Genomic DNA, 22,560 nt, shown 5'->3' with positions numbered 1-22,560 from the left:
GGAGGGCCTTCATGCGGTTGACGCCGTCAGCGGCTCACGGCCGCAGGTTCAGCGTGTCCTTCGTGCTGCCGTCGACCGACTTGGCCGAGAAGGACCAGGGCAGGAGATCGCCGTCGGCCCACTTGTCGGTCTGGTCGGTGTAGTGGGCGTTGAAGGCGTGGCCCGAGGCACCGCTGAGGTTGATCCAGCGGGACTTGTCGAGGTCGGCCAGATTGACCACCATCCGCATGGACGGCACCCACACCACCCCGTAGCCGCCGGCGGCGTTCCAGCCGGTGGCGTTGACGGTCGCCTCGCCGCCGCCGAGCTTCCAAGGGCCGCGGTTGAGCGCGTACTGGAGCAGCTGCGGGCCCTGGAGGCCGAGGGTCTGGTTCTTCAGGAACAGCCGGTGCAGGCGGCCCCAGCTCCAGGTGTCGATGTCCTTGCCGAGCTTGGCGGTCAGCTCCCAGCGGGCGTCGATCATGGCGCGGGTGAACAGCTCGTCGCGGTTGTGCGCGGCCGGGCGGTTGCCCGACTTGGGCGCCTGCCACCACTGGCTGTCCGGCTTGTCCATGAGCGTGCGCACGACCTCGAACCAGCGGTCGCCGCCGTCCGGCTGCGCCTGGTCGGCGTCCCGCCGACCGCACTCGCGGACCTTGCTCCGGTCGTCCAGCGGACCGGTGCTGCCCGTCCGCTCCACCCACAGGCACTGGTTCTTGGCGCGCAGCTCCTTGGGGAGCTTGTCGCCGAAGCCGAGCTTGAGGACGTTGCGCCACACGGCGTTGAAGTAGGCGGCCGCGGCCGAGTCGGCGTCCTGGGTGTAGTCCCAGCCCTCCAGCAGCTTCTGCGCGTGGCGGACCTCGGGGTCGTCCAGGTCGAGCTTCAGCAGCTTGGGCACCAGCAGCTTGGCGATCTCGCTGCTGTTGTCGAGCTGCATCTGGCGCATGTCGTCGGTGGAGACCTTGCCGCCGTCCCTGATCTTGGACTCGATCAGGTCGGCGATGCGCTGGCTGCGGGTGCCGTAGCCCCAGTCGGTGGTCAGGGTGTACGGGTACGCGTCCTTGTCGACCACGGCCTGGTTGGCGGTGACGATGTAGCCGCGCTCGGGGTTGTACTCGTGCGGCAGCTCGTCCTGGTCCAGGAAGCCGGTCCAGCGGTACTTGGAGTCCCAGCCCGGCGCGGGCACCGAGCCGTCGTCGCCCGCGGCGCGCGTGGGGATCCTGCCCGGCAGGGTGTAGCCGATGTTCTCGGAGTCGGCGTAGATCAGGTTCTGGGACGGGACGTCGAACAGCGCGGCGGCCTTGCGGAAGCCGTTCCAGTCGGAGGCCCTGTCCATGGCGAACACGGCGTCCATGGAGGTGCCGGGGTCGAGCGCGGTCCAGCGCAGCGCGATGCCGTAGCCGTCGCCGCGGTCGGGGGCGGCGGTGTCGACGCCGGCCTTGCGGCCGACCTCCACCAGCTCGTCGTCGCGGTCGGAGAGCAGCGGCATGCCGTCGGCGGTCTGACGCACGACGATCTTCTTGGACGCGCCCCCGGCGACCTTGATGGTCTCCTCACGGGTACGGAAGGGGCGGACCTTGCCGTCGGAGAGGTAGCCGTCGCCTGAGATCTTCTCCAGGTAGAGGTCGCTGACGTCGACGCCCGAGTTGGTCATGCCCCAGGCGATGTCGCCGTTGTGGCCGATGACCACACCGGGCATGCCCGCGAAGGTGTAGCCCGCCACGTCGTACTGGCACTTGCTGGAGACGTTCCGGCAGTGCAGGCCCATCTGGTACCAGACCGAGGGCAGCGAGGCGGAGAGGTGCGGGTCGTTGGCGAGGAGCGGCTTGCCGGTGATGGTGTGCGCGCCGGAGACGACCCATGAGTTGGAGCCGATGCCCTGGCCGTTGACGCCGACGGCGGTGGGGAGGTCGTCCAGGACCCTGGTCAGCCCGGTGAGCTGGCCGGTGAGACCGGCGCCGGCGGTGCCGCCGGCCGCGCCCCGGGTGCCCTGGGTGCCGGCGCCGCTGCCCGTGGCGGTGCTGCCCGCCGAGCCGGTCGAGCCCTGGGTGCCCTGGGCACCCTGGGTGCCGGTGCCCGAGGGGGCGCCGTCCTGCTGGAAAGACTTGCTCAGCGCGCTGTACTGGCCCTCGCGGACGATCGGCTTGTTCCGGTCGTAGGGGTAGTCCGGGTACAGCTCGCGGATCTGCTGCGGGGTCAGGCGGCTGGTCATCAGGGCGCGGTCGGTCTCGTCGCGCATGTTGCCGCGCAGGTCCCAGGCCATCGCCTTCAGCCACGCGACCGAGTCGACCGGGGTCCACTCGGTGGGCTTGTAGTCGTTGGCGAGGCCGAGGGCCGCGTACTCCAGGGAGATGTCCTGGCCGTCCTTGCCCTCGAGGTAGGCGTTGACACCCTTGGCGTACGCCTGGAGGTACTTCTTCGCGGAGGCCGACAGCCTGGTGTCGTACTCCTGCTTCGCCACCCGGTCCCAGCCCAGGGTGCGCAGGAACGCGTCGTTCTTGACCTGGCTCCTGCCGAACATCTCCGAAAGACGGCCGGAGGTGAGATGGCGGCGCACGTCCATCTCGTAGAACCGGTCCTGCGCCTGGACGTAGCCCTGGGCCATGAACAGGTCGGCGTCGGAGGAGGCGTAGATCTGCGGGATGCCGTAGCCGTCGCGCTTGACGTCGACGGGGCCGGAGAGGCCCTCCAGCGTGACCGATCCCTTGGTCTGGGGGAAGGAGGCACGCACGGTGCTGATGGACCAGAACGCCCCGAAGGCTATGCCTCCGATGAGGGCCAGGACCAGCAGAATCACGACAAGTCGGGCTTTGCGCCCCTTCTTCCTGCCGGACGTGCCGGGCTTGTCACCCGATGTGGCGGTGGTATTGGGGGGCATCGCTGTCCTTGCTGTCCTCACGCGAGCGGCAGACGGGGCTGTGACTTTGAATGAGCGCTGGAGCAACCATAGGCGCAGGCCCAGGAACCACTTGACGCGGAGTCGGGAACCGGCGCGCACGGCCGTTCGATCCAGCCCATCCGAGCGTCAAGGAAACGTCAAGAGTTAGGTAAGGTAACGAAGTAGTCGGGTGCGGTCCGCCGCCCCTCGGTGTCTTGTGTACGCGAGCCCACGTGCGCCCCCGCGCGGGCCGATGAAGGGATGCGCCGCTGACCGTCCACCACCTCAACCAGCTCCTGCTCGCCTGCTCGCTGGTCCTCCTGGTCGCGGTCGCGGCCGTACGGATCTCCTCGCGCAGCGGGCTCCCCACGCTGCTCGTCTACCTCGGGATCGGCGTTGTCATGGGCTCCGACGGCGTGGGGCACATCCGCTTCGACAACGCGGAGATGACCCAGGTCATCGGGTACGCGGCCCTGGTCGTGATCCTCGCCGAGGGTGGTCTCGGCACGAAGTGGAAGGAAGTGCGGCCGGCCCTGCCGTCCGCCTCCGTGCTGGCGACGGTGGGTGTCGCGGTGAGCGTCGGCGCGACGGCCGCGGGCGCGCACTATCTGGTCGGGCTGGAGTGGCGGCAGGCGTTCATCGTCGGCGCGGTGGTGTCCTCGACGGACGCGGCGGCCGTGTTCTCCGTGCTGCGCAAGATCCCGCTCCCCTCGCGGGTGACGGGCACGCTGGAGGCGGAGTCCGGCTTCAACGACGCCCCGGTGGTCATCCTGGTCGTCGCCTTCTGCCAGGCCGGTCCGGTGGAGCACTGGTACGTCCTGCTGGCCGAGATCTTGCTGGAGCTGGCCATCGGCGCCGCACTGGGGCTCGCGGTGGGCTTCCTCGGGTCCTGGGGACTCAGGCACGTCGCCCTGCCGGCCTCCGGTCTCTACCCGATCGCCGTGATGGCCATCGCCGTCACCGCCTACGCGGCCGGTGCGCTGGCCCACGGCAGTGGATTCCTCGCCGTCTACCTGGCCTCGATGATGCTGGGCAACGCCAAGCTTCCGCACTGGCCGGCCACCCGCGGGTTCGCGGAGGGGCTGGGCTGGATCGCGCAGATCGGCATGTTCGTCCTGCTCGGCCTGCTGGTGACCCCGCACGAGCTGGGCGACGACGTGCTGCCCGCGCTGATCATCGGACTGGTGCTGACCATGGCGGCCCGCCCGCTGAGCGTGGTGCTGAGCCTGACGCCGTTCCGGGTGCCCTGGCAGGAGCAGGCGCTGATGTCCTGGGCGGGGCTGCGCGGCGCGGTCCCCATCATCCTGGCGACCATCCCCATGGTGAGCGGGGTCGAGGGCAGCCGCCGGCTGTTCAACATCGTCTTCGTGCTGGTCGTCGTCTACACCCTGGTCCAGGGCCCGACCCTGCCCTGGCTGGCCCGCAAGCTGCGGCTCGGCGAGGAGGGCGAGGCGTCCGACCTCGGCATCGAGTCCGCGCCGCTGGAGCGGCTGCGCGGGCACCTGCTCTCGCTCATCGTCCCGGGCGACTCCCGGATGAACGGTGTGGAGGTGGGCGAGCTGAGGCTGCCGCCGGGGGCCGCAGTCACCCTGGTCGTCCGGGACGGCACCTCGTTCGTCCCCTCCCCCATGACCGTGCTGCGGCACGGCGACGAGCTGCTGGTGGTGGCCACCGACCCGGTCCGCGACCAGGCCGAACGCCGGCTGCGCGCGGTGACGCAGGGCGGCAAGCTGGCCGACTGGCTGGGGACGGGCGGCAGGGAGCACCGGCACTGAGGGTGCTGGTTCTCACAGGTCCGGCGACCACGGGCCGCCTGTACGATCAGGGCATCTGATCGAACCAACTCTGTCCGATTCGTCTGACGCAGAGCTGGCGCGACCGTATGGCGGCCGGACCCGAGCAGTTCCACCGGTATCTACCGCAGTTCCGCGCGCAAGAGGACGGCTCTCGGTGCCCCCCGCACGGGCGCGCTACCAGGCGGAAGAGAGGCACGGGCCGTGGCATCCACGGTCACCACCGAGCGGTCGGCACGTCCGGGATACGGGCAACTGCTGCGCACGAAGGGCGCGTGGACCTTCCTGGTCCCCGGCTTCGCGGCACGCCAGCCGTTCGCCATGCTCACCATCTCCATCGTGCTGCTGGTGCGGCACACCACCGGCTCGTACGGCGCCGCCGGTGCCGCGGCCGCCGTCACCGGCGTCTCCATGGCGCTGTTCGCGCCGTACAGCGGACGGCTCGCGGACCGGTACGGCCAGCGGGCGGTACTGATGCCCGGTGTCGTCCTGCACGCGGCGGCCGGGCTCACACTGACGGCGCTCGCGCTGGGTCACGCCCCCCTGTGGGCGCTGTTCGCGGCGGCGGTGCCGACCGGCGCCTCGGTCCCGCAGGTCGGCCCGATGGTGCGGGCCCGCTGGGGCGCGCGGCTGAAGGGATCGCCGCTGATGAGCACGGCGGCGGCCTTCGAGTCGGTCACCGACGAGCTCACCTTCGTCGTCGGTCCGCTGCTGGCGACCGCCCTGTGCACCGCCGTCACGCCGTCGGCCGGACTGGTCACGGAGGCCGCGCTGACCCTGATCGGCGGCCTGCTGTTCGCCGCCCAGCGCGGGACGCAGCCGCCGGTGCCGCCGCGCGGGGAGGAGACGGAGGACGCCGCGCACGCACGCGTGTCCGCCCTCCGGGTGCCCGGCGTACGGGTGCTCGTCGTGACGTTCCTCGGTATCGGCGCCGTCTTCGGCGGGATGCAGGTCTCGCTCGCCGCGTTCACCGAGTCCATCGGGGAGCCCGGTCTGAACGGCGTCCTCTACGGCGTCTTCGCCGCCGGGAACATGCTCTCCGGGGTGGTCTGCGGCGCGGTCGCCTGGAAGTCGTCGCCCCGGCGCCGGCTGACGGTCGGGTACGCGGCGCTCGCGCTGGCCACGTCCGCGCTGTGGACGGTGCACTCGGTGCCGCTGCTGGCCGGTCTCGGCCTGCTGGTCGGCATGTGCATCGCGCCCGCTCTGATCACCGGGTACACCCTGGTCGAGGACCTGGTGCCGGCGGGCGCCCGGACGGAGGCGTTCACCTGGCTGACGGGCGCGGTCGCGCTGGGCCAGGCGGCCGCCGTCACGGTGGCGGGACAATGGGAGGACCGGCTGTGGGACGGCGCCGGGTTCCTGGTCCCGATGGCCGGGACCGTACCGGCGCTGGCGACGGTTCTCGCCCTGCGTTCCCTGCTGGTGGCGCGGGCCCGTAACCGTACTGTGGCGCGTGGCGTCGGTCACCGCGAGCCGGTCACGGTGGACTGATCCACGGGAATGCGTCACTATGGAGCATCGTTAGCACTCATTGAGTGAGAGTGCCAGGAGGAAGACAGTGCCGACCTACCAGTACCAGTGCAAGGACTGCGGCGAGGGTCTCGAGGCGGTGCAGAAGTTCACCGACGACGCCCTGACCGAGTGCCCGAACTGCGGTGGCCCCTTGAAGAAGGTGTTCTCCGCCGTCGGCATTGTCTTCAAGGGCTCCGGCTTCTACCGCAACGACTCGCGCGGTGCGTCGTCGAGCAGCAGCCCGGCCGCGAAGCCGTCTTCATCGTCCTCGGACTCGAAGACCTCGTCTTCCTCGTCGTCGTCGACTTCTTCCACGTCGTCTTCGTCGTCGTCCTCCTCGACGTCGTCCTCGGCCGGCTCCGCCGCCTGAGACCCGTGCCTTCCGGGACCCTGCCGTCGTCCGGCGGCGGGGTCCTCGGCGTGCGTGCGCACGGCTGATCCTGGTGGCTCCTTTCGGGGGCCCGTTAGGGTTCTGGGCATGGCGAACGCAGAGATCGGCGTAATCGGCGGCTCGGGCTTCTACTCGTTCCTGGACGACGTGACCGAGGTCCAGGTGGACACCCCCTACGGGGCGCCCTCCGACTCCGTCTTCATCGGCGAGGTGGCGGGCCGCCGGGTGGCCTTCCTGCCCCGGCACGGCCGCGGGCACCACCTTCCCCCGCACCGCATCAACTACCGGGCCAACCTGTGGGCGCTGCGTTCGCTGGGCGTCCGGCAGGTCCTCGGGCCGTGCGCGGTGGGCGGGCTGCGGCCGGAGTACGGACCGGGCACGCTGCTGGTGCCGGACCAGATGGTCGACCGCACCAAGGCGCGCGCACAGACCTTCTTCGACGGGCTCCCGCTGCCGGACGGCACGGTGCCCGACGTGGTCCACGTGTCGCTGGCCGACCCGTACTGCCCGACCGGGCGGAGCGTCGCGCTGAAGGCTGCCCGGGGACGGGACTGGACGCCGGTGGACGGCGGCACGCTGGTCGTGGTGGAGGGGCCGCGCTTCTCCACCCGCGCCGAGTCGCTGTGGCACCAGGCGCAGGGGTGGTCGGTAGTGGGGATGACCGGGCACCCGGAGGCGGCCCTCGCCCGTGAGCTGGAGCTCTGCTACACCTCGCTGACCCTGGTCACCGACCTGGACGCCGGCGCGGAGACCGGCGAGGGCGTGTCCCACGACGAGGTGCTGCGGGTGTTCGCCGCGAATGTCGACCGGTTGCGGGGGGTGCTGTTCGACGCGGTGGCGGGATTGCCCGCCACCGCGGAGCGCGACTGCCTGTGTGCGGGGGCGCTCGGGGGGATGGACCCGGGGATCCCGCTGCCGTGAGGTGACGGGTGCGGACGGTGCGGCGGACGCTGCGGACGCGGCGCGGGCGGATCTCCCGTTCGGGTGACGGAGTTCTCCACAACCGGTGGGCGGTCCACGGGCTCCGGCGGAGTTCCGCGGGGCGGGTCATCGTGGGGACCGCAGAGCGTTCCCTCGTCCCAGGTGGTGATCCCGATGTCCGTGCACCCGAACACCGTCCCCGCTCCCGCTTTCCGGGTGCCGCGCCCACTGGGGACGGACGCGCCGGAGACCCAGGGGGTCCCCCTCTTCCCACCCCTGCGGGTGCGGGGCGGCGGGCCCGGGGGACGGCTGGCGCGGTACCGGGGCCGGGCGGTCGCCGCGGGGCTGGCCGTGACGGCGGCTGCGCTGGTCGCGGCCGGGCCCCGTTCCCCTGGTGGCGGCGCTCCGTCCACCGATCGGCCCCGGGGGCATCCGGCGGCCGGTCCGGTACGGGGGCGCGGGCCGGACGAGCTGGTCCGGGCGCCGGTACGTATCGCCGACGCGGCCACGGTGCGGCTGCTGCGTCCCGGTGACCGGGTGGACGTGGTCGCGGCGGAGGAACGGCCGGCGTCGGGGGGCGGGCCGGCGCGGGTGCTGGCGCGCGGGGCCCGGGTGGTCCGGCTGCCGGAGCCGCTGGAGCGGGCTCCGGGCGGCGGGCCGGCGGTGGGCGCGGGTGAGGGAAGCGTCACGGAGGGGGCGCTGGTCGTCCTGGCGGTACCGCGTGCCGCCGCGGCCCGGCTGGTGGGGGCGAATCCCATGGCCAGGCTGGCGGTGACGCTGTGGTGAGCCGTGTCGGGGACCTTTCCGCGAGCCCGCCGTCGGGACGTTCGATCGGGCGACGGGATTGGACAGGGTGGCCGTACCTTGCCGTAGGTTGCGGAACGCTCTGTTCCCCAGCCCGTGTACACGACGAGGAGACTCACCGAGGTGAACGCGAAGAAGGAAGCGGCAAGCATCCTGGACGGCTTCAAAGCCTTCCTGATGCGCGGCAACGTCATCGATCTGGCGGTCGCGGTGGTCATCGGTGCCGCCTTCACCAACATCGTGAACTCGGTGGTGAAGGGCATCATCAACCCGCTGGTCGGGGCGATCGGCACGAAGAACCTGGATCACTACAGCTCGTGCCTGAAGGACCCCTGCAAGCCGGGCGGGGACGGCGTACAGATCCTCTGGGGCTCGGTGGCCGGTGCCGCACTGAACTTCGTGATCACCGCCGCGGTCGTGTACTTCCTGATGGTGATGCCGATGTCGAAGTACCTGGCCCGGCAGGAGGCCCGCAAGCAGGCCCGCACGGGCCGGACGGAGCCGGAGCCGATCCCGGTGACCGAGCTGGAGGTCCTCCAGGACATCCGCGACCTGCTGATCGCCCAGCGCACGGGCACCGTGGACGGCGTGGTCAAGCAGCAGCGCCCGGCCGGGCCGGACGTGCGCTAGCGGGAGCCCTTCGGGCCGTTCAGAGGTGGTGGGGCGGCTTCTCGTCGAGGAAGCGCCTGAGGTCCGCGGCGCTGTCGCCGGCCGGGCGCTCGCCCCACCCCCGGTCGGTGTCGTCCGAGGACTGCTGGTTCAGCGGGTCGTCGAAGACGAGCGCGGCCTTGGGGTCGCGCGGCTCGGGTGCGGGGGCGTCACTCATGCCTCCAGAATACGGTCCGCCGCCCGGCACACTTCGGCGCCGGCCGAACGGACCCGTCCCTAGGCTCTCCTCCATGAGCAGCCACACGGCGATCGAGCCGAGCATCCTCTACTTCGGCACCCCGGTGGTGCTGCTGTCCACGGAGAACGAGGACGGCACCTTCAACCTCGCCCCCATGTCCTCGGCGTGGGCGCTGGGCCGGACGGTCGTCCTCGGCCTTGGCCGCGAGGGCCAGACCGCCCGCAACCTCCTCGCCCGCCCCGACCTGGTCATCAATCTCCCCGCCCCGCACCAGTGGCCCGCGGTGGAGCGCCTCGCCCCTCTGACCGGCCGCGACCCGGTCCCCGCGGCGAAGGCGGCCGGCTACCGCTTCGAACCGGCGAAGTTCGCCGCGGCGGGCCTGCGCGAGGAGCCCTCCCACACCGTCCGCCCCCCTCGTGCGGCCGACTGCCCCCTCCACCTGGAGGCCCGCGCCGAACGCATCCGCCCCGACCTGTCAGGCGACTGCGTCATCGTCGAGACAAGGGTCCTGAAAGTCCACGCCGCCCCCGAACTGCTGGTCCCCGGCACCCACCACATAGACCCCGCCGCCTGGAGCCCCCTGATCTACAACTTCCGCCACTACTTCGGCCTGGGCCCGGAGCTGGGCAGCTCCTACCGCACCGAGACACCGCGCGAGGCCGGCGTCGGCTGAGGGAGGGGACGGCGACGGGGGCAAACCGCCCCCAGGGGACGGAAAAGCCCTTGGGCGCACGGCATTTCGGCCGCCGATCGGGAACTCTTCAGCCTCGCCCGGCGTTTACCCCAGTACGTTTCTCGTTTCCCGGACACGATGTCCGACCGAGGGGCTACGGTATGCACCCACCAGGTGACATGCAGCGACGCCGGGAGACACCTTGAGCGTTCCGTACGAGACGGCGGAGTACGAGTCCGCCCAGTCGCCCGAGTCTCCGGAGGAGCACCTCGCGCGACTCCTCGGCCGCGCCCTGAACTCGTTCGAACTGCCCGACGAGGTGATAAGAGATCTGGACTGCGCTCTGGCGCACGACAGTTCGCTGCACTCCGCGCACCACAGCGCGGGCCTGCACCGCGAGACGTACCGGCACACCTGGCTGCTCGCGGACGGCTCGGCGGTGACCCTCTGGGAACTGGCGCACAACACCGCGCCGGGCGCGGAGGCCGAGCACGAGGTGTACCTGGACGAGGAGGAGCTGCACACGGCCACGGTCCGGCTGGCGCTGCCGTACGACACCTCGGACTTCGAGCTGCCGGTGCTGACCGAGCTGGGTGCCGTGCCCGAGCCCCGGCACGCGTACGTGGCGGACAACTCCCCGGACCACGCCCGCAGGTTGCTGCGCCGGGCGGAGAACCCGGACCGCCCCGGCAAGGAGCTGGCGGCGCTGCTCGCCACGGCGGAGGCGCACGAGATCACGCAGGCGTTCGGGCGCCCCGGCCGGACGGCGCGGGCCGGGGTGAGCTTCGCGCTGTACGAGCACGCGTTCCTGCTGCGGGACGGCCGGGAGATCTCCCTGTGGGAGGTCGAGCACACCGCGACCCCCGACGGCCGGCACATGTGCGAGGTGTACGCCACCTCCGAGGCGGCCCGCGAGGCCATGGAGCACCGCGCGGCCCGGCACGGCTGACGGCCCCTCACGCACGGTTCCCCCATGGCGGTCTGGCCGGGGGGAGGCGACCGTGGCGACGGGACCGGAGGATGCTCAGGCGGCCACCGGCTGCTCGCTCCCCGTCTCCCCCCGCCGCCGCGCTCGTGGCAGAAGCGGCGCCCGCGCCGCCCTCGGCGGGCTTGCGCACGCCCTTGAGGACGACCACCGGGGCGGTGCCGACGCAGAGGCCGGCGGCGATGGCGAGGAGGCAGAGGAACGGGTCGCCGATCAGCGGGACCACGAAGACCCCGCGGTGCGGGACGTGAACGGGACTTCCCCCCAGGGACCGGGACACGTTCAGACCGTCACCAGGTCCCGCTGCTCCACCGGCTCGCCCCCGCCCTCCACATGCTGGGCGGGCCGCTTGGGCAGCGCGGCCATCAGCAGGAAGATCACTCCCAGGACCCCGGCCACCCACCACAGCGCGTGCTGGAAGGCGTGCACGAAGGCCGGACCGACCTGCGCCGGGGTGAGCCGGTCGGCCACCTGGCCGAAGAAGACGACGGACACCAGGCCGAGCCCGAGCGCGTTGCCCATCTGCTGCACGGTGTTGATCAGCCCGGAGGCCGACCCGGCGTGCTCGCGCGGCACCTCGGAGAGCACCGCGTCGGTCAGCGGGGCCACGATCAGGCCCATGCCGGCGCCCATCACGACCAGCGGGAGCGCCATCTGCCAGGAGGCGATGGCGAGGCCGTACCGGTCGGACTCCCAGATGTAGAGGAGCACGCCGAGCCCCATCGTCAGGGCGCCGGCCTGGAGCACCTTGCGGCCGAAGCGCGGCACGAGGAACTGCACGGACAGCGCGGCGGCCGTCGAGACCGCGAGCGAGAACGGCACCCCGGTCAGCCCGGCGCGCAGCACGCTCCAGCCGAGGCCGATCTGCATGTACAGCGTCCAGACCAGGAAGAACACGCCGAGCGCGACCCCGAACACGGTCTGCACCGCGATCCCGGCGGCGAAGCTGCGCACCCGGAACAGGGACAGCTCGACCAGCGGGGATCCGTCGCGGGCCGCCTTGCGCCGCTCGTACCAGACCAGTGCGCCGAAGACGGGCACCGAGCCCGCCATCAGCAGGTGGCCCCAGAGCGGCCAGCCCAGCTCGCGGCCCCGGGTGAGCGGGTAGAGCAGCATCAGCAGGCCCAGGATGACCAGGGCGACACCGACGAGGTCGAGCCTCAGGGCGCGGGGTGCGCGGGACTCCGTGATGTAGCGGCGGCCGAGCAGCACGGCGGCGACGCCGACGGGCAGGTTGATCAGGAAGATGGGCCGCCACTCCAGGCCGAACAGGTTCCACTCCGTCAGCAGGGCGCCGAGCAGCGGTCCGGAGACCGCGCCGAGGCCGACGACCCCGCCGAACAGGCCGAACACCTTGCCGCGCTCGTGGGCGGGGAACGTGGCGTGCACGATGGAGAGCACCTGGGGGACCATCATCGCGGCCATGCCGCCCTGGAGGACGCGGGCCGCGACCAGCATCGCCGGGTCGACCGCGAAGCCGCACAGCGCCGAGGCGAGGGTGAAGCCGCCGACGCCGAGCAGGAACAGCCGCCTGCGGCCGTGGATGTCGCCGAGCCGCCCGCCGGTGATCAGACCGGCGGCGAACGCCAGCGCGTATCCCGCGGTGATCCACTGGATCTGGCTGAACGAGGCGCCCTCGTCCCGCTGGATGGAAGGGATGGCGATGTTCACGATCGTCACGTCGACGAGGTCCATGAAGGCCGCGGTCATCACGATGGCGAGCGCGATCCAGCGGCGCCGGTCCGCGCCGGGGGTCTGTTCCGTTGAGGTCATGTGCTCCACGCTAGTGACCCAGTAGGACAGAGAGTGTCCTAGATGTGGGGCATGCTCGGACGCATGACGACGGACACCCCGGCTCGGCTGCTGACGCTCCTGTCCCTCCTCCAGACCCCGCGTGAATGGCCGGGAGGCGAGCTGGCCGGCCGGCTGGGGGTGTCCCGCCGTACGGTCCGGCGCGACATCGACCGGCTGCGTGAGCTGGGTTATCCGGTGCAGGCCACGAAGGGCGCGGAGGGCGGGTACCGGCTGGTCGCGGGCAAGGCGATGCCGCCTCTGGTGCTGGACGACGAGGAGGCCGTCGCCATCGCGGTCGGGCTGCGCGCGGGGGCCGGGCACGCGGTGGAGGGGGTGGACGAGGCGTCGGTGCGGGCGCTGGCCAAGCTGGAGCAGGTGCTCCCGGCTCGGCTGCGCCGCCAGGTGGCCACCCTCCAGGCCGCGACCACCCCGCTGACCAGCGGTGACGGCCCGACCATCGCGCCGGAGACGCTGACCGTGATGGCGTCCACGATCGCCGGCCACGAGCGGCTCCGCTTCGCCTACCGCGCCGGGGACGGCAGCGAGTCGCGCCGGCTGACCGAGCCGCACCGGCTGGTGTCCACCGGGCGGCGCTGGTACCTCGTCGCCTACGACCTCGACCGCGAGGACTGGCGCACCTTCCGGGTGGACCGGGTGGCTGACCCGTTCGCCACCGGCGCCCGCTTCACCCCGCGCGAACCGCCCTCCGGCGACGCGGCGGAGTACCTGCGCCGCTCGATCCAGCGGCGCAACGAGACCTGGGAGTTCACCGTCCGCTTCGCGGCCCCCGCCGACCGGGTCGCCGCCTGTCTCCCCCACTGGTTCGGCGCCCCCGAGCCGGACGGCCCGGACCACTGCGTCCTGCACGGCAGCGCCGGCGACCCGGTGGAGTGGCTGGCGGTCCGGCTGGCGATGACCGGGCACGAGTTCACGGTGCGCGGTCCGGACGTACTGGCCGGTGCGGTGCGGGAGTTGGGGTCGCGGCTGCTCCGCGCGGCCCGTCAGCCCTGAGGCGCTTCCCAGGCGAAGTCGCCCAGGGCCACCAGGTTGCCGGCGGCCAGGGCCGCGGGGCCCGCCGGGCCGGTGGGCGCGGCCTCGGTGAGGGCCCAGGTCTCCACGGCGACCCGTACGGCGGCGCCCGCGACGGCGGCCGCGAAGCGGAGGTGCGGAGTGGCCGCCTCGGCAACGTTGTCGGCATGGTCCCCGGCGGGCGCCAGCCGTGCGGCCAGGGCCTCCGCGAGTTCCGTCTCCGACGCCTGGCAGACCTCGGCCCAGACCTTGCCCAGGGCCGGGCTGGTGTGCGCCATACGGATCAGGGTGCGGGCCCACTCCCAGGCGGACGTGGAGACGCCGACGCCGGGTGCGAGGGTGCGGTCGACGGCGTGCCGGAGCGCCCCGGGAAGGGTGAGGTGGGCCGGGGCCGCACGGACGGCCTCCGTCCAGAGCTGGGCGCCGGCCGCGTACAGCGGGGCCACGGCCTCCTCCTTGGAGGCGAAGTAGCGGTAGAAGGTACGCGGTGCGATGCCCGCCGCGTGGGCGATGTCCTCGGCGCGGGTGGCCCGCAGGCCCTGCCGGACGAAGAGGGTCGCGGCGGCGCGGGCGATCTCCATCCGGGTCTCGGCCTTGCGGCGCTCGGTCAGGGAGGCCGCGGGAGAGGCAGGGTACGAGCGCCTTCGGGCGGTGGTGCCGGTGTTGCCGGTGGTACGGGGGGTGCTCACCTCGGCAGGCTATGCCCCTGTGGCAGAATCTGCCATTCGGCGGGTCACCCCGTGGTTCAGGTGCGGGGTGGCCCGCTTCTCCATGCCCGCGGCGCGCACCCGTCCAGGCGGAAATGGCCGGGCCCCGGCGCCGGGGGGATGGCGCCGGAGCCCGGCCGGAAGTCCCGACGCCGGGGGGGAATGACGTCGGAACTGGTCCGTGGGCCCGCCCCGGAGGGCGGGCCCGCGTGGCGGTGGGGACGCCGCGCGGTATTCGGTGGGAGTGCGGCCCCCGGAGCCTGGACTCCGGTGCCCGCAAGGGTTGTTCCCGCGCCCGGAGGCGTTGAAGCGACGGGACCGCGCCATGTTGGCACCGCATTCCGCCACCGCGCGTGCCCCCACCCCCTCGGGGTCCTACGCCGCCGCGTCGAACCCCGTGTCGTGGGCGAGCTTCTTCAGCTCCAGCAGAGCGTGCTTCTCTATCTGCCGGATGCGCTCGCGGGTCAGCCCGTGCTCCTTGCCGACCTCGGTGAGGGTCCGCTCGCGGCCGTCCTCGATGCCGTACCGCATCTTGATGATCGAGGCGGTGCGCTCGTCCAGGCGGCCGATCAGGTCGTCCAGTTCCTCACGGCGCAGCAGGCTGAGCACCGACTGCTCGGGCGAGACGGCGGAGGTGTCCTCCAGCAGGTCGCCGAACTGGGTCTCGCCCTCGTCGTCCACCGACATGTTCAGCGAGACCGGGTCACGGGACCAGTCGAGCACGTCGGTGACGCGCTCCGGCGTGGAGCCCAGCTCGGCGGCGATCTCCGCGGGCTCCGGGTCCCGGCCGTGCTCCCGGTTGAACTCGCGCTGCACCCGGCGGATGCGGCCCAGCTCCTCCACCAGGTGGACGGGGAGCCGGATGGTGCGGGACTGGTCGGCGATGGAGCGGGTGATGGCCTGGCGGATCCACCAGGTCGCGTAGGTGGAGAACTTGAAGCCCTTGCGGTAGTCGAACTTCTCGACCGCGCGCACCAGGCCCGCGTTCCCCTCCTGGATCAGGTCGAGCAGGGGCAGGCCGCTGCGCGGGTAGCGCCGTGCGACGGCCACGACCAGGCGGAGGTTGGAGCGGATGAAGACGTCCTTGGCCCGCTCGCCGGCCTCGAACAGCGCCTCCAGCTCCTCGCGGGACGCCTCGGCGGCGGTCTCCTCCTGGCCGTCGAGGACCTGGCGCGCGAACACGCCCGCCTCGATCGTCTGGGACAGCTCGACCTCCTTGGCGGCGTCGAGCAGGGGCGTACGCGCGATCTCGTCGAGGTACATGCCGACCAGGTCGCGGTCGGCGATCTCGCCGCCGCGCACGCGGACGCTGCTTGCCGAGTCTGCCGTCTGTCCCCCAGAGCCCGGAGCCTGGGAGGTGCCCCCATTGGCGGACTTACGACGGGCGACGGCGCGGGTTGCCATGCGTGCTCCCTTGCGGTGGTGGCTGGCAGGTGGTCCTGGCGAACGCTCGGCACTCCGGACCCTCCCTCGGGACTCTCCTCGGGTGCCCTGCATCCGTGGGAAACAACGACTGGAATCAGGACAGAATTCCCCACCGATCCCCCGATTTTTCTGATCATGCAGTACCCTGTCGCGCCACAAAGGGGGTTCGCATGGTGCCGAGCGGTACGGAAGTGCAGGTCAGACCCGGAAGGGAGACCGATCTCGACGCTCTGACCTCCCTGTACAACCACTATGTGACTGAGACGGCCATCACATTCGATCTGACCCCGTTCACCCCTGCGGGGCGCCGCCCGTGGCTGCTCTCCCACCCGGAAGACGGCCCGCACCGCCTGCTGGTTGCCACGGACGCCGATTCCCTTCGCGTCCTCGGCTACGCCACCTCCGGCCCCCACCGCCCCAAGGCCGCTTACGCCCCCTCGGTGGAGACGTCGGTCTACGTGGCGCCGGACGCGACCGGCCGGGGCGTGGGCACCCTGCTCTACGACGCCCTCTTCGCCGCGCTGGACGGGGAGGACGTGCACCGGGCCTTCGCCGGCGTCACCCAGCCGAACGAGGCGTCGGCCCGGCTGCACGAGCGGTTCGGCTTCCGGCACCTGGGCACCTTCGGCGAGGTGGGCCGCAAGTTCGGCCGCTACTGGGACGTGGCCTGGTACCAGAAGGACCTGCGGTCCGGCTGAGGCAACGGCGCGGTTTCAGCCGAACTGCACGGACCGCTTGGCCAGCCCCATCCAGAACCCGTCGATCACCGACCGGTGGGCGTCCGCACCGGCCGCGCCGAGCGTGACGAAGAGTGGCGCGAAATGTTCGGTCCGCGGGTGGGCGAGCTTCCCGGCCGGGGCCTTGGCCTCGAAGTCCAGCAGCGCGTCCCAGTCCCCGGCGTCCAGCGCGGCCCGGCCCCAGTCGTCGAACTCGGCGGACCAGCCCGGCACACCGCCGGCGTGCCGGAGCGCGGCCAGGTTGTGGGTGAAGAAGCCGGAGCCGACGATCAGGACACCCTCGTCACGCAGCGGCGCGAGCCTGCGGCCGAGGTCCATCAGCCGGGCGGGGTCGAGGGTGGGCAGGGAGACCTGGAGGACCGGGATGTCCGCCTCGGGGAACATCTCGACGAGCGGCACGTAGGCGCCGTGATCCAGGCCCCGGTCGGGGATGTCCTGCACGGGAGTGCCGGGGGCGCGCAGCAGCTTGCGTACGGATTCGGCCAGTCCGGGGGCGCCGGGGGCGTCGTACCGCACGCGGTAGTAGTGCTCGGGGAAGCCCCAGAAGTCGTAGACCAGCGGGGCGGCACGGGTGGCGCCGAGGGCGAGGGGGGCCTCCTCCCAGTGGGCGGAGACCATCAGGATCGCCCTGGGGCAGGGCAGGCCGGCGGCCCAGGCGGCGAGCTGTCCGGGCCAGACGGGGTCGTCGGCGAGCGGCGGGGCGCCATGACTGAGGTAGAGGGCGGGCATGCGGTCGGGAGCGGACGGCTCGGCGGTGTGGTGCATGACGGCTCCTCCCGCGACGGGGCGCGGCTTTGCTTTAACTCTCAAGCATTACCGGGTCAGATTACGCCCGACTAGTTCAAGTTTCAAGAAGGCGGTTCGTACAGTGGGGGACATGAACTCGGCATCCACCCCGGCACCCGGACACCGCTGGCTCACCGACGAGGAGCAGCGCGTCTGGCGGGCGTACCTCCACGCGACCACGCTGCTGGAGGATCACCTCGACCGGCAGCTCCAGCGCGACGCGGGCATGCCGCACGTCTACTACGGCCTGCTCGTCGGCCTCGCCGAGGCCCCGCGCCGCAGGCTGCGGATGACCGAGCTGGCCCGGAAGTCCAAGATCACCCGCTCCCGGCTCTCGCACGCGATCGCCCGGCTGGAGAAGAGCGGCTGGGTGCGCCGCGAGGACTGCCCCTCGGACAAGCGCGGCCAGTTCGCGGTGCTCACCGAGGAGGGCGCCGAGGTGCTGCGCCGTACCGCGCCGGGCCACGTCACCGCCGTCCGGCAGGCGCTCTTCGAGCGGCTGAGCCCCGCACAGCAGAAGGCCCTCGGCGAGATCATGGAGATCGTCGCCGAGGGCCTTCAGCCGAGCGAGGCGGGTGCGGACCTGCCCTGGCTCCGCTGAAACCGCTCGGGGGTCAGTGGGCGACCACCGGCACCGGGATCTCGTCATCGGCGCCGTCACCGGAGGCCGCCCTGACGGCGCCCGGCCTGCCGGCGTCGATCATGGTGAACGCGATCAGCGAGGCGACCGCCAGGATGCCGACGGCGAACCAGATGGCCGTGCTGTACCCGTGCACCATGGCCTGCAGCTTGACCAGCTGCTGCTGCGGCACCGCCGTCGCGGACGCGATGTGGTCCTTGACGTACGAGGTGGTCGCGGACGCGGCGATGGTGTTCAGCAGCGCGGTGCCGATCGCGCCGCCGACCTGCTGCGAGGTGTTGACCATGGCGGAGGCGACGCCCGCGTCCCGGGGCTCGACGCCCTGGGTCGCCAGCGACATCGCCGGCATGAACGCCGTACCCATGCCGAGGCCGAGCAGCACCATGGCGGGCAGCAGCAGGGCCGCGTAGGAGGACCCGATCTCCAGCTGGGTCAGCAGCAGCATGCCGAGCGCGGCCAGCAGGAAGCCGGGGCCCATCAGCAGCCGGGCCGGGACCCGGATCATCAGGCGGGCGCCGATCTGGGTGGAGCCGGTGATCATGCCCGCCACCATCGGCAGGAACGCGAAGCCGGTCTTGACCGGGGAGTAGCCCTTCACGACCTGGAGGTAGTAGGTCAGGAAGAGGAACAGGCCGAACATGCCGATGATGGCGAGGCCCAGGGAGAGGTAGATGCCGCCCCGGCTGCGGTCGGCGACGACGCGCAGCGGCAGCAGCGGCGCCTTGACCCGCTGCTCGACCAGGACGAACGCCAGCAGCAGCACCACGGAGGCGACGAACATCGAGATGGTGACCGCGTCGCTCCAGCCGTCGGACTCGGCACGGGTGAAGCCGTACACCAGGGAGACCAGGCCGAGCGTGGAGAGGACCACGCCGGGGATGTCGAGCGGGGAGCGGTTGCGGCCGCCCTCGGGCTCCCGGATCACGAACCAGGCACCGGCCGCGGCGACGACGGCGAACGGCACGTTGACGAAGAAGGTCCAGCGCCAGTCGAGGTACTCGGTGAGGAAGCCGCCGAGGATCAGGCCGACGGCACCGCCGCCGCCCGCGATGGCGCCGTAGATGCCGAACGCCTTGGCGCGCTCCTTGGCGTCGGTGAACATCACGGCCAGCAGGGACAGCGCGGCCGGGGCGAGCAGGGCGCCGAAGACGCCCTGGAGGGCGCGGGCGCCGAACATCATCACGCCGGTGGTGGCTGCGCCGCCGAGCGCGGAGGCGGCGGCGAAACCGGCGAGGCCGAGAAGGAAGGCGCGCTTGCGGCCCCACAGGTCCGCGATGCGGCCGCCGAACAGCAGCAGTCCGCCGAAGGCGAGGGCGTAGGCTGTGACGACCCACTGCCGGTTGCCGTCGGATATGCCGAGGTCCTGCTGGGCGGAGGGCAGCGCGATGTTCACGATGGTGGCGTCGAGGACGACCATGAGCTGGGCCAGCGCGATGAAGACGAGCGCCTTCCAGCGGTTGGCGTCGCCGGCGGGCGCGGTGGCCGGCGGCGGCTTGATGACTGCTTCGGACATGGGGGTACCCCGTTCGGGACGTCGGTCGGACGGATCGGACATGCGGGGCACGGTCGTACGGCGTCTCGTACGCGCACAGGGCGTGCGGGGCCCCACCGGCTCGCCGTCGTCGGCGGCCGGGTGGCGAGAGGTGACTCCGGGGCGCGGGCCCGGCGGAAGCGTGGGTCTGTCGGTCAGGTCGGTCTGATCGGTCAGGTCGGTCTGATCGGTCAGAGCGGTCTGATCGGTCAGAGCGGTCTGATCGGTCGGGTCAGGACTGGCGGAGATCCTCCATGGTCACGGCCTTACCGGGCAGGACGGAGCGGGCCGGGGCCCGCAGTCCGTCGAGGAAGAGTTGCAGGTGGCGGTGGACGAACCGGTCGGCGTCGAAGCAGGCGGTACCGGCCGGGGGCCGGCTGAGCTGGGCGGCGGCGACCATCAGATCACCCACGCCGACGTCGGTACGGAGCTGTCCGGCCGCCTTGGCGCGGTCCATGACCTCGGCGATCAGCGCCTCCACCCGCTCCCGCGCCGCCTCCAGGTCGGGGTGGTTGCGGTCGAAGGTGCTGGAGAACATCGGGCACAGCGCGCTGATCCGCTCCTCGGCGGCGGCGTGCGCGAAGCGCTCCAGCGCGGCGAAGGCGTCGCCGGTCTCGGCCAGGGCGCACTTGGCGGCCTCGGCCGTGCGGTCCATGACGGAGCACAGGACCTCCCGGACCAGGGCGTCCCGGTCGGGAAAGTTGCGGTACAGGGTGGCGTTGCCGACGCCCGCGCGGCGGGCGATCTCGTCCAGCGGCACCTGGGGGCCGTGCTCGACGAACATCTCCCGTGCGGCGGTGACGACCCGCTCCCGGTTGCGGAGCGCATCGGCACGGGGCCGGGGCGACGCCCTGCGGGCGGAGGGTGCGGTGCGCACGGCGGACACGGCGGGCTCCCCATCTGTACGGGACGAGTGGACTGTCGTCGTCCGGTGATCCGGGGAGAAGCTCCCCGCTTCGCGCGGACACAGGCCTAAACGGGGAGACCCTCCCCGGTTATTTCCCGCACCTGATGTGACCTGGACCACACCCCGGCCAGAGGCGCCATCGATCCCCGCTCGGCCGGCCGATCCACCCTCTGCCGCCGGTGATTCACCCGCACTCCTGCCGAAATACCACGATCGGTCTCTCCCAACGCGCGACTCCGGCCGCGGCGACCCAGGGTGAGCCCAAGGGCGCAGCCGGATCACGGGGGCTGCCGTGGAGCGGGAGGTCCGTGCATGCAGCCGCAGTCGCCTCGCCGCTCCATACGCCGGGGCCGGATACGCCCGCGCCGCGCTGCCGCCCTCGCCTCGGTGACCCTGCTGACCTTCGCGGTCAGCACCTCGGCCGGGTCCGGGCAGCTCACGGCGCGTACCGCCGCCGGGCCGAACGGGCTGATACGCACCGCCGCCCTGGCCCCCTGCATGATCCAGGCAGCGTCCGAGGTCCAGATGACCGAGGGCTTCCCCACCTCCACCAGCTACTCCCGCTCCACCGGCACCGTCCATGCCCTGACCCTGATGGTCGACTTCCCGGACACCCCCGGTGAGGGCAAGGCGATGGACCGCTTCCACGAGTTCTTCCCGAAGACGCAGGAATGGTTCGCCAAGGCGTCGTACGGCCGGCTCGACTACCGCGCCGAGACCCCGATCACCTCCTGGCTGCGGATGCCGAAGCCGTTCAAGGACTACGGCATAGAGCGCGGCGCCCCCTTCGACCCCGGCTACCGGCAACTGGTGCGGGACATCGTCTCCGCCGCCGACCCGGGCGTGGACTTCCGCTCGTACGACCTGCTGAACGTGCTGGTCACCCCGAACGCCGGCCCCTCCGCCCTGGACACGGTCCTCTCCGTCACCTTCGCCGGCAACGGCGAGGCCCCGGTGGCCGACGGCACGCCGGTCGCCAACGCCTCGTTCGTCTACTCCCGCCAGGACGACGGCTCGGGCGCGTACGCTGACACCGGGTACCGGGTGCTGCCGCACGAGAACGGGCACACCTTCGGGCTGCCGGACCTGTACACCCAGGAGGGGGGCAGCGCGGTCGGGCACTGGGACATCATGAGCGAGGACTGGGGGGCCAACAACGACCTGCTGGGCTGGCACAAGTGGAAGCTGGGCTGGCTCCCGGCGTCCCAGGTCAGCTGCGCGACGGCCGCGGGGAGCACGGACTACACCCTTTCCCCCCTCTCGCAGAAGTCCGGGGCGAAGCTGGTCATGGTCCCGCTGGACGACCGCACCGCGTACGTGCTGGAACTCCGCACGCGCAGCGGCAACGACGAGGCCGTCTGCAAGCCCGGCATCCTCGTCTACAAGGTCGACGCCTCCGTCGACACCGGCCGCGGCCCCATCACCGTCTACGACGCCCACCGCGACAGCGGCGGCTGCACCCAGAGCCCCAACGTCCACGCCGAACTCTCCGACGCCCCCTTCTCCCCCGGAGAGACCTTCAAGGACCCCTCGTCGGGCATCACCATCCACGTGGCCGGCGCGGACCTGGACGGGAAGTACCGGGTACGGGTGACACGGACGCACGCGGCGAACGGCACGACGGCCGCGGCGGGGCCGGTACGGCCAAGTCATCCCTGAACCGGATCCGTTGGCAGGCCACAGCCCCGCTCGCCCACCAGCCCGATCCTGATCCGCTACCCTGTCATGGGCAGCCACCCAGGTGGCCGCCGTACCCCGCCTTCGTAGCTCAGGGGATAGAGCACCGCTCTCCTAAAGCGGGTGTCGCAGGTTCGAATCCTGCCGGGGGCACAGCGCATTACGGCTCTGGCCTGGGGTTTCTCCCCGGGGAGGCGCCCTGTTCGGCCTCGGACTCCGCGTCCGGGGCCGTTTGCGTGAGCGGACGGGGCGCCAGAGCCCGATATCTCTTCCGATGAACACCGGCCGTGAGGGGCAGACGGCAGACGCTTCATCCGGTCTCGGACTCCTCTTCAGGGGCCAGGTTCGTGAGCGGTGTGTGGGCGGACAGATCGCCCGGCCAGGTGCAGCCGTCCGCCACGTAGCGCGACGAGGCACGGGACCGGCCTCGCCGCGTACCCGGTACAGCACGACGAGGTCGCCGCGCGCCTCCTCCTCCAGCGTGGCCCGTCCGGGCGTGACCCCCGCATCCCCGGCGATCAGCAGGTTGCCGGGACGGCTCCGG

The 22,560-nt window shown here is 72.0% G+C and carries 20 protein-coding genes and 1 tRNA gene; 13 read left to right on the top strand and 8 right to left on the bottom strand.

Annotation, left to right across the window (positions count from 1 at the left end):
* Nucleotides 1-34: 34 nt before the first annotated feature.
* The gene (locus ACWCV3_RS01490) at nt 35-2,857 is read right to left on the bottom strand and encodes a penicillin acylase family protein (protein ID WP_451216640.1); all 2,823 of its coding nucleotides are present in this window, start codon (nt 2,855-2,857) and stop codon (nt 35-37) included.
* A gap of 269 nt (nt 2,858-3,126) precedes the next feature.
* Here ACWCV3_RS01490 and ACWCV3_RS01485 point away from each other — a divergent pair, with 269 nt between their 5' ends.
* From ACWCV3_RS01485 to mscL, 6 genes are all read left to right on the top strand, one after another.
* Complete coding sequence (locus ACWCV3_RS01485; protein ID WP_451216788.1) at nt 3,127-4,632, top strand: potassium/proton antiporter; 1,506 nt, start codon at nt 3,127-3,129, stop codon at nt 4,630-4,632.
* A gap of 222 nt (nt 4,633-4,854) precedes the next feature.
* Entirely contained in the window at nt 4,855-6,141 is a 1,287-nt protein-coding gene (locus tag ACWCV3_RS01480) for an MFS transporter (RefSeq protein ID WP_451216637.1), read from the top strand.
* A gap of 67 nt (nt 6,142-6,208) precedes the next feature.
* The gene (locus ACWCV3_RS01475; RefSeq protein ID WP_451216634.1) at nt 6,209-6,532 is read left to right on the top strand and encodes an FmdB family zinc ribbon protein; all 324 of its coding nucleotides are present in this window, start codon (nt 6,209-6,211) and stop codon (nt 6,530-6,532) included.
* A gap of 108 nt (nt 6,533-6,640) precedes the next feature.
* Nucleotides 6,641-7,474, top strand: a complete 834-nt coding sequence (locus tag ACWCV3_RS01470; protein ID WP_451216631.1) for an S-methyl-5'-thioadenosine phosphorylase — start codon at nt 6,641-6,643, stop codon at nt 7,472-7,474.
* 174 nt (nt 7,475-7,648) lie between these two features.
* Nucleotides 7,649-8,260, top strand: coding sequence for an RcpC/CpaB family pilus assembly protein (locus ACWCV3_RS01465; RefSeq protein ID WP_451216628.1), 612 nt, complete (start codon nt 7,649-7,651; stop codon nt 8,258-8,260).
* Between the two features lie 141 nt (nt 8,261-8,401).
* A complete protein-coding gene (mscL, locus tag ACWCV3_RS01460) occupies nt 8,402-8,908 on the top strand; it encodes a large conductance mechanosensitive channel protein MscL (protein WP_451216625.1) in 507 nt (168 codons plus the stop codon).
* Nucleotides 8,909-8,927: 19 nt separating this feature from the next.
* Here the strand turns inward: mscL and ACWCV3_RS01455 are convergent, their stop codons facing one another.
* A complete protein-coding gene (locus tag ACWCV3_RS01455; protein ID WP_086695572.1) occupies nt 8,928-9,104 on the bottom strand; it encodes a hypothetical protein in 177 nt (58 codons plus the stop codon).
* Nucleotides 9,105-9,177: 73 nt separating this feature from the next.
* Between ACWCV3_RS01455 and ACWCV3_RS01450 the strand changes: the two genes are divergently transcribed.
* Both ACWCV3_RS01450 and ACWCV3_RS01445 read left to right on the top strand, forming a co-directional pair.
* Nucleotides 9,178-9,798, top strand: coding sequence for a flavin reductase family protein (locus tag ACWCV3_RS01450; RefSeq protein ID WP_451216622.1), 621 nt, complete (start codon nt 9,178-9,180; stop codon nt 9,796-9,798).
* A gap of 202 nt (nt 9,799-10,000) precedes the next feature.
* Entirely contained in the window at nt 10,001-10,747 is a 747-nt protein-coding gene (locus tag ACWCV3_RS01445; protein ID WP_451216619.1) for a DUF6227 family protein, read from the top strand.
* A 318-nt stretch (nt 10,748-11,065) separates the two neighbouring features.
* Here the strand turns inward: ACWCV3_RS01445 and ACWCV3_RS01440 are convergent, their stop codons facing one another.
* A complete protein-coding gene (locus ACWCV3_RS01440; RefSeq protein WP_451216617.1) occupies nt 11,066-12,556 on the bottom strand; it encodes an MFS transporter in 1,491 nt (496 codons plus the stop codon).
* Nucleotides 12,557-12,619: 63 nt separating this feature from the next.
* Here ACWCV3_RS01440 and ACWCV3_RS01435 point away from each other — a divergent pair, with 63 nt between their 5' ends.
* Nucleotides 12,620-13,588 (top strand): helix-turn-helix transcriptional regulator, encoded by a 969-nt coding sequence (locus tag ACWCV3_RS01435; RefSeq protein WP_451216614.1) that lies wholly within the window; start codon nt 12,620-12,622, stop codon nt 13,586-13,588.
* Here ACWCV3_RS01435 and ACWCV3_RS01430 read toward each other — a convergent pair.
* Entirely contained in the window at nt 13,579-14,187 is a 609-nt protein-coding gene (locus ACWCV3_RS01430) for a TetR/AcrR family transcriptional regulator (protein ID WP_451216785.1), read from the bottom strand. The two genes, ACWCV3_RS01435 and ACWCV3_RS01430, sit on opposite strands and share 10 nt — an antisense overlap.
* 501 nt (nt 14,188-14,688) lie before the next feature.
* On the bottom strand, nt 14,689-15,717 hold the full coding sequence (locus ACWCV3_RS01425) for a sigma-70 family RNA polymerase sigma factor (protein WP_451216611.1): 1,029 nt from the start codon (nt 15,715-15,717) through the stop codon (nt 14,689-14,691).
* A gap of 191 nt (nt 15,718-15,908) precedes the next feature.
* Here ACWCV3_RS01425 and ACWCV3_RS01420 point away from each other — a divergent pair, with 191 nt between their 5' ends.
* Complete coding sequence (locus tag ACWCV3_RS01420; protein ID WP_451216608.1) at nt 15,909-16,436, top strand: N-acetyltransferase family protein; 528 nt, start codon at nt 15,909-15,911, stop codon at nt 16,434-16,436.
* Between the two features lie 15 nt (nt 16,437-16,451).
* On the opposite strand, the gene ACWCV3_RS01415 is transcribed toward ACWCV3_RS01420, so the two are convergent.
* On the bottom strand, nt 16,452-17,240 hold the full coding sequence (locus tag ACWCV3_RS01415; RefSeq protein ID WP_451216605.1) for a dioxygenase family protein: 789 nt from the start codon (nt 17,238-17,240) through the stop codon (nt 16,452-16,454).
* 112 nt (nt 17,241-17,352) lie between these two features.
* On the opposite strand from ACWCV3_RS01415, the gene ACWCV3_RS01410 reads away from it, so the two are divergent.
* Nucleotides 17,353-17,862: a MarR family winged helix-turn-helix transcriptional regulator gene (locus ACWCV3_RS01410; protein ID WP_451216602.1), complete on the top strand. Its 510-nt coding sequence runs from the start codon at nt 17,353-17,355 to the stop codon at nt 17,860-17,862.
* 13 nt (nt 17,863-17,875) lie between these two features.
* On the opposite strand, the gene ACWCV3_RS01405 is transcribed toward ACWCV3_RS01410, so the two are convergent.
* On the bottom strand, nt 17,876-19,414 hold the full coding sequence (locus tag ACWCV3_RS01405) for an MFS transporter (protein ID WP_451216599.1): 1,539 nt from the start codon (nt 19,412-19,414) through the stop codon (nt 17,876-17,878).
* Nucleotides 19,415-19,664: 250 nt separating this feature from the next.
* On the bottom strand, nt 19,665-20,309 hold the full coding sequence (locus ACWCV3_RS01400) for a TetR/AcrR family transcriptional regulator (RefSeq protein WP_451216782.1): 645 nt from the start codon (nt 20,307-20,309) through the stop codon (nt 19,665-19,667).
* Between the two features lie 342 nt (nt 20,310-20,651).
* Between ACWCV3_RS01400 and ACWCV3_RS01395 the strand changes: the two genes are divergently transcribed.
* Both ACWCV3_RS01395 and ACWCV3_RS01390 read left to right on the top strand, forming a co-directional pair.
* Nucleotides 20,652-21,998 (top strand): M6 family metalloprotease domain-containing protein, encoded by a 1,347-nt coding sequence (locus ACWCV3_RS01395; protein ID WP_451216596.1) that lies wholly within the window; start codon nt 20,652-20,654, stop codon nt 21,996-21,998.
* A 98-nt stretch (nt 21,999-22,096) separates the two neighbouring features.
* Nucleotides 22,097-22,169 (top strand) — tRNA-Arg (locus tag ACWCV3_RS01390).
* The last annotated feature ends 391 nt before the right edge of the window (nt 22,170-22,560 follow it).

Source organism: Streptomyces sp. NPDC001781, assembly GCF_053596035.1.
The sequence above is the reverse complement of the archived record's forward strand: the minus strand, read 5'-3'. Positions and strand labels throughout refer to the sequence as shown.

What these genes read in the sequence shown, in the direction of transcription:
- ACWCV3_RS01490 (WP_451216640.1), bottom strand. Translation starts at nt 2,857, where the DNA reads ATGCCCCCCAATACCACCGCCACATCGGGTGACAAGCCCGGCACGTCC.
- ACWCV3_RS01470 (WP_451216631.1), top strand. Translation starts at nt 6,641, where the DNA reads ATGGCGAACGCAGAGATCGGCGTAATCGGCGGCTCGGGCTTCTACTCG.
- ACWCV3_RS01465 (WP_451216628.1), top strand. Translation starts at nt 7,649, where the DNA reads ATGTCCGTGCACCCGAACACCGTCCCCGCTCCCGCTTTCCGGGTGCCG.
- ACWCV3_RS01455 (WP_086695572.1), bottom strand. Translation starts at nt 9,104, where the DNA reads ATGAGTGACGCCCCCGCACCCGAGCCGCGCGACCCCAAGGCCGCGCTC.
- ACWCV3_RS01450 (WP_451216622.1), top strand. Translation starts at nt 9,178, where the DNA reads ATGAGCAGCCACACGGCGATCGAGCCGAGCATCCTCTACTTCGGCACC.
- ACWCV3_RS01440 (WP_451216617.1), bottom strand. Translation starts at nt 12,556, where the DNA reads ATGACCTCAACGGAACAGACCCCCGGCGCGGACCGGCGCCGCTGGATC.
- ACWCV3_RS01435 (WP_451216614.1), top strand. Translation starts at nt 12,620, where the DNA reads ATGACGACGGACACCCCGGCTCGGCTGCTGACGCTCCTGTCCCTCCTC.
- ACWCV3_RS01430 (WP_451216785.1), bottom strand. Translation starts at nt 14,187, where the DNA reads ATGGAGATCGCCCGCGCCGCCGCGACCCTCTTCGTCCGGCAGGGCCTG.
- ACWCV3_RS01425 (WP_451216611.1), bottom strand. Translation starts at nt 15,717, where the DNA reads ATGGCAACCCGCGCCGTCGCCCGTCGTAAGTCCGCCAATGGGGGCACC.
- ACWCV3_RS01420 (WP_451216608.1), top strand. Translation starts at nt 15,909, where the DNA reads ATGGTGCCGAGCGGTACGGAAGTGCAGGTCAGACCCGGAAGGGAGACC.
- ACWCV3_RS01415 (WP_451216605.1), bottom strand. Translation starts at nt 17,240, where the DNA reads ATGCACCACACCGCCGAGCCGTCCGCTCCCGACCGCATGCCCGCCCTC.
- ACWCV3_RS01410 (WP_451216602.1), top strand. Translation starts at nt 17,353, where the DNA reads ATGAACTCGGCATCCACCCCGGCACCCGGACACCGCTGGCTCACCGAC.
- ACWCV3_RS01405 (WP_451216599.1), bottom strand. Translation starts at nt 19,414, where the DNA reads ATGTCCGAAGCAGTCATCAAGCCGCCGCCGGCCACCGCGCCCGCCGGC.
- ACWCV3_RS01395 (WP_451216596.1), top strand. Translation starts at nt 20,652, where the DNA reads ATGCAGCCGCAGTCGCCTCGCCGCTCCATACGCCGGGGCCGGATACGC.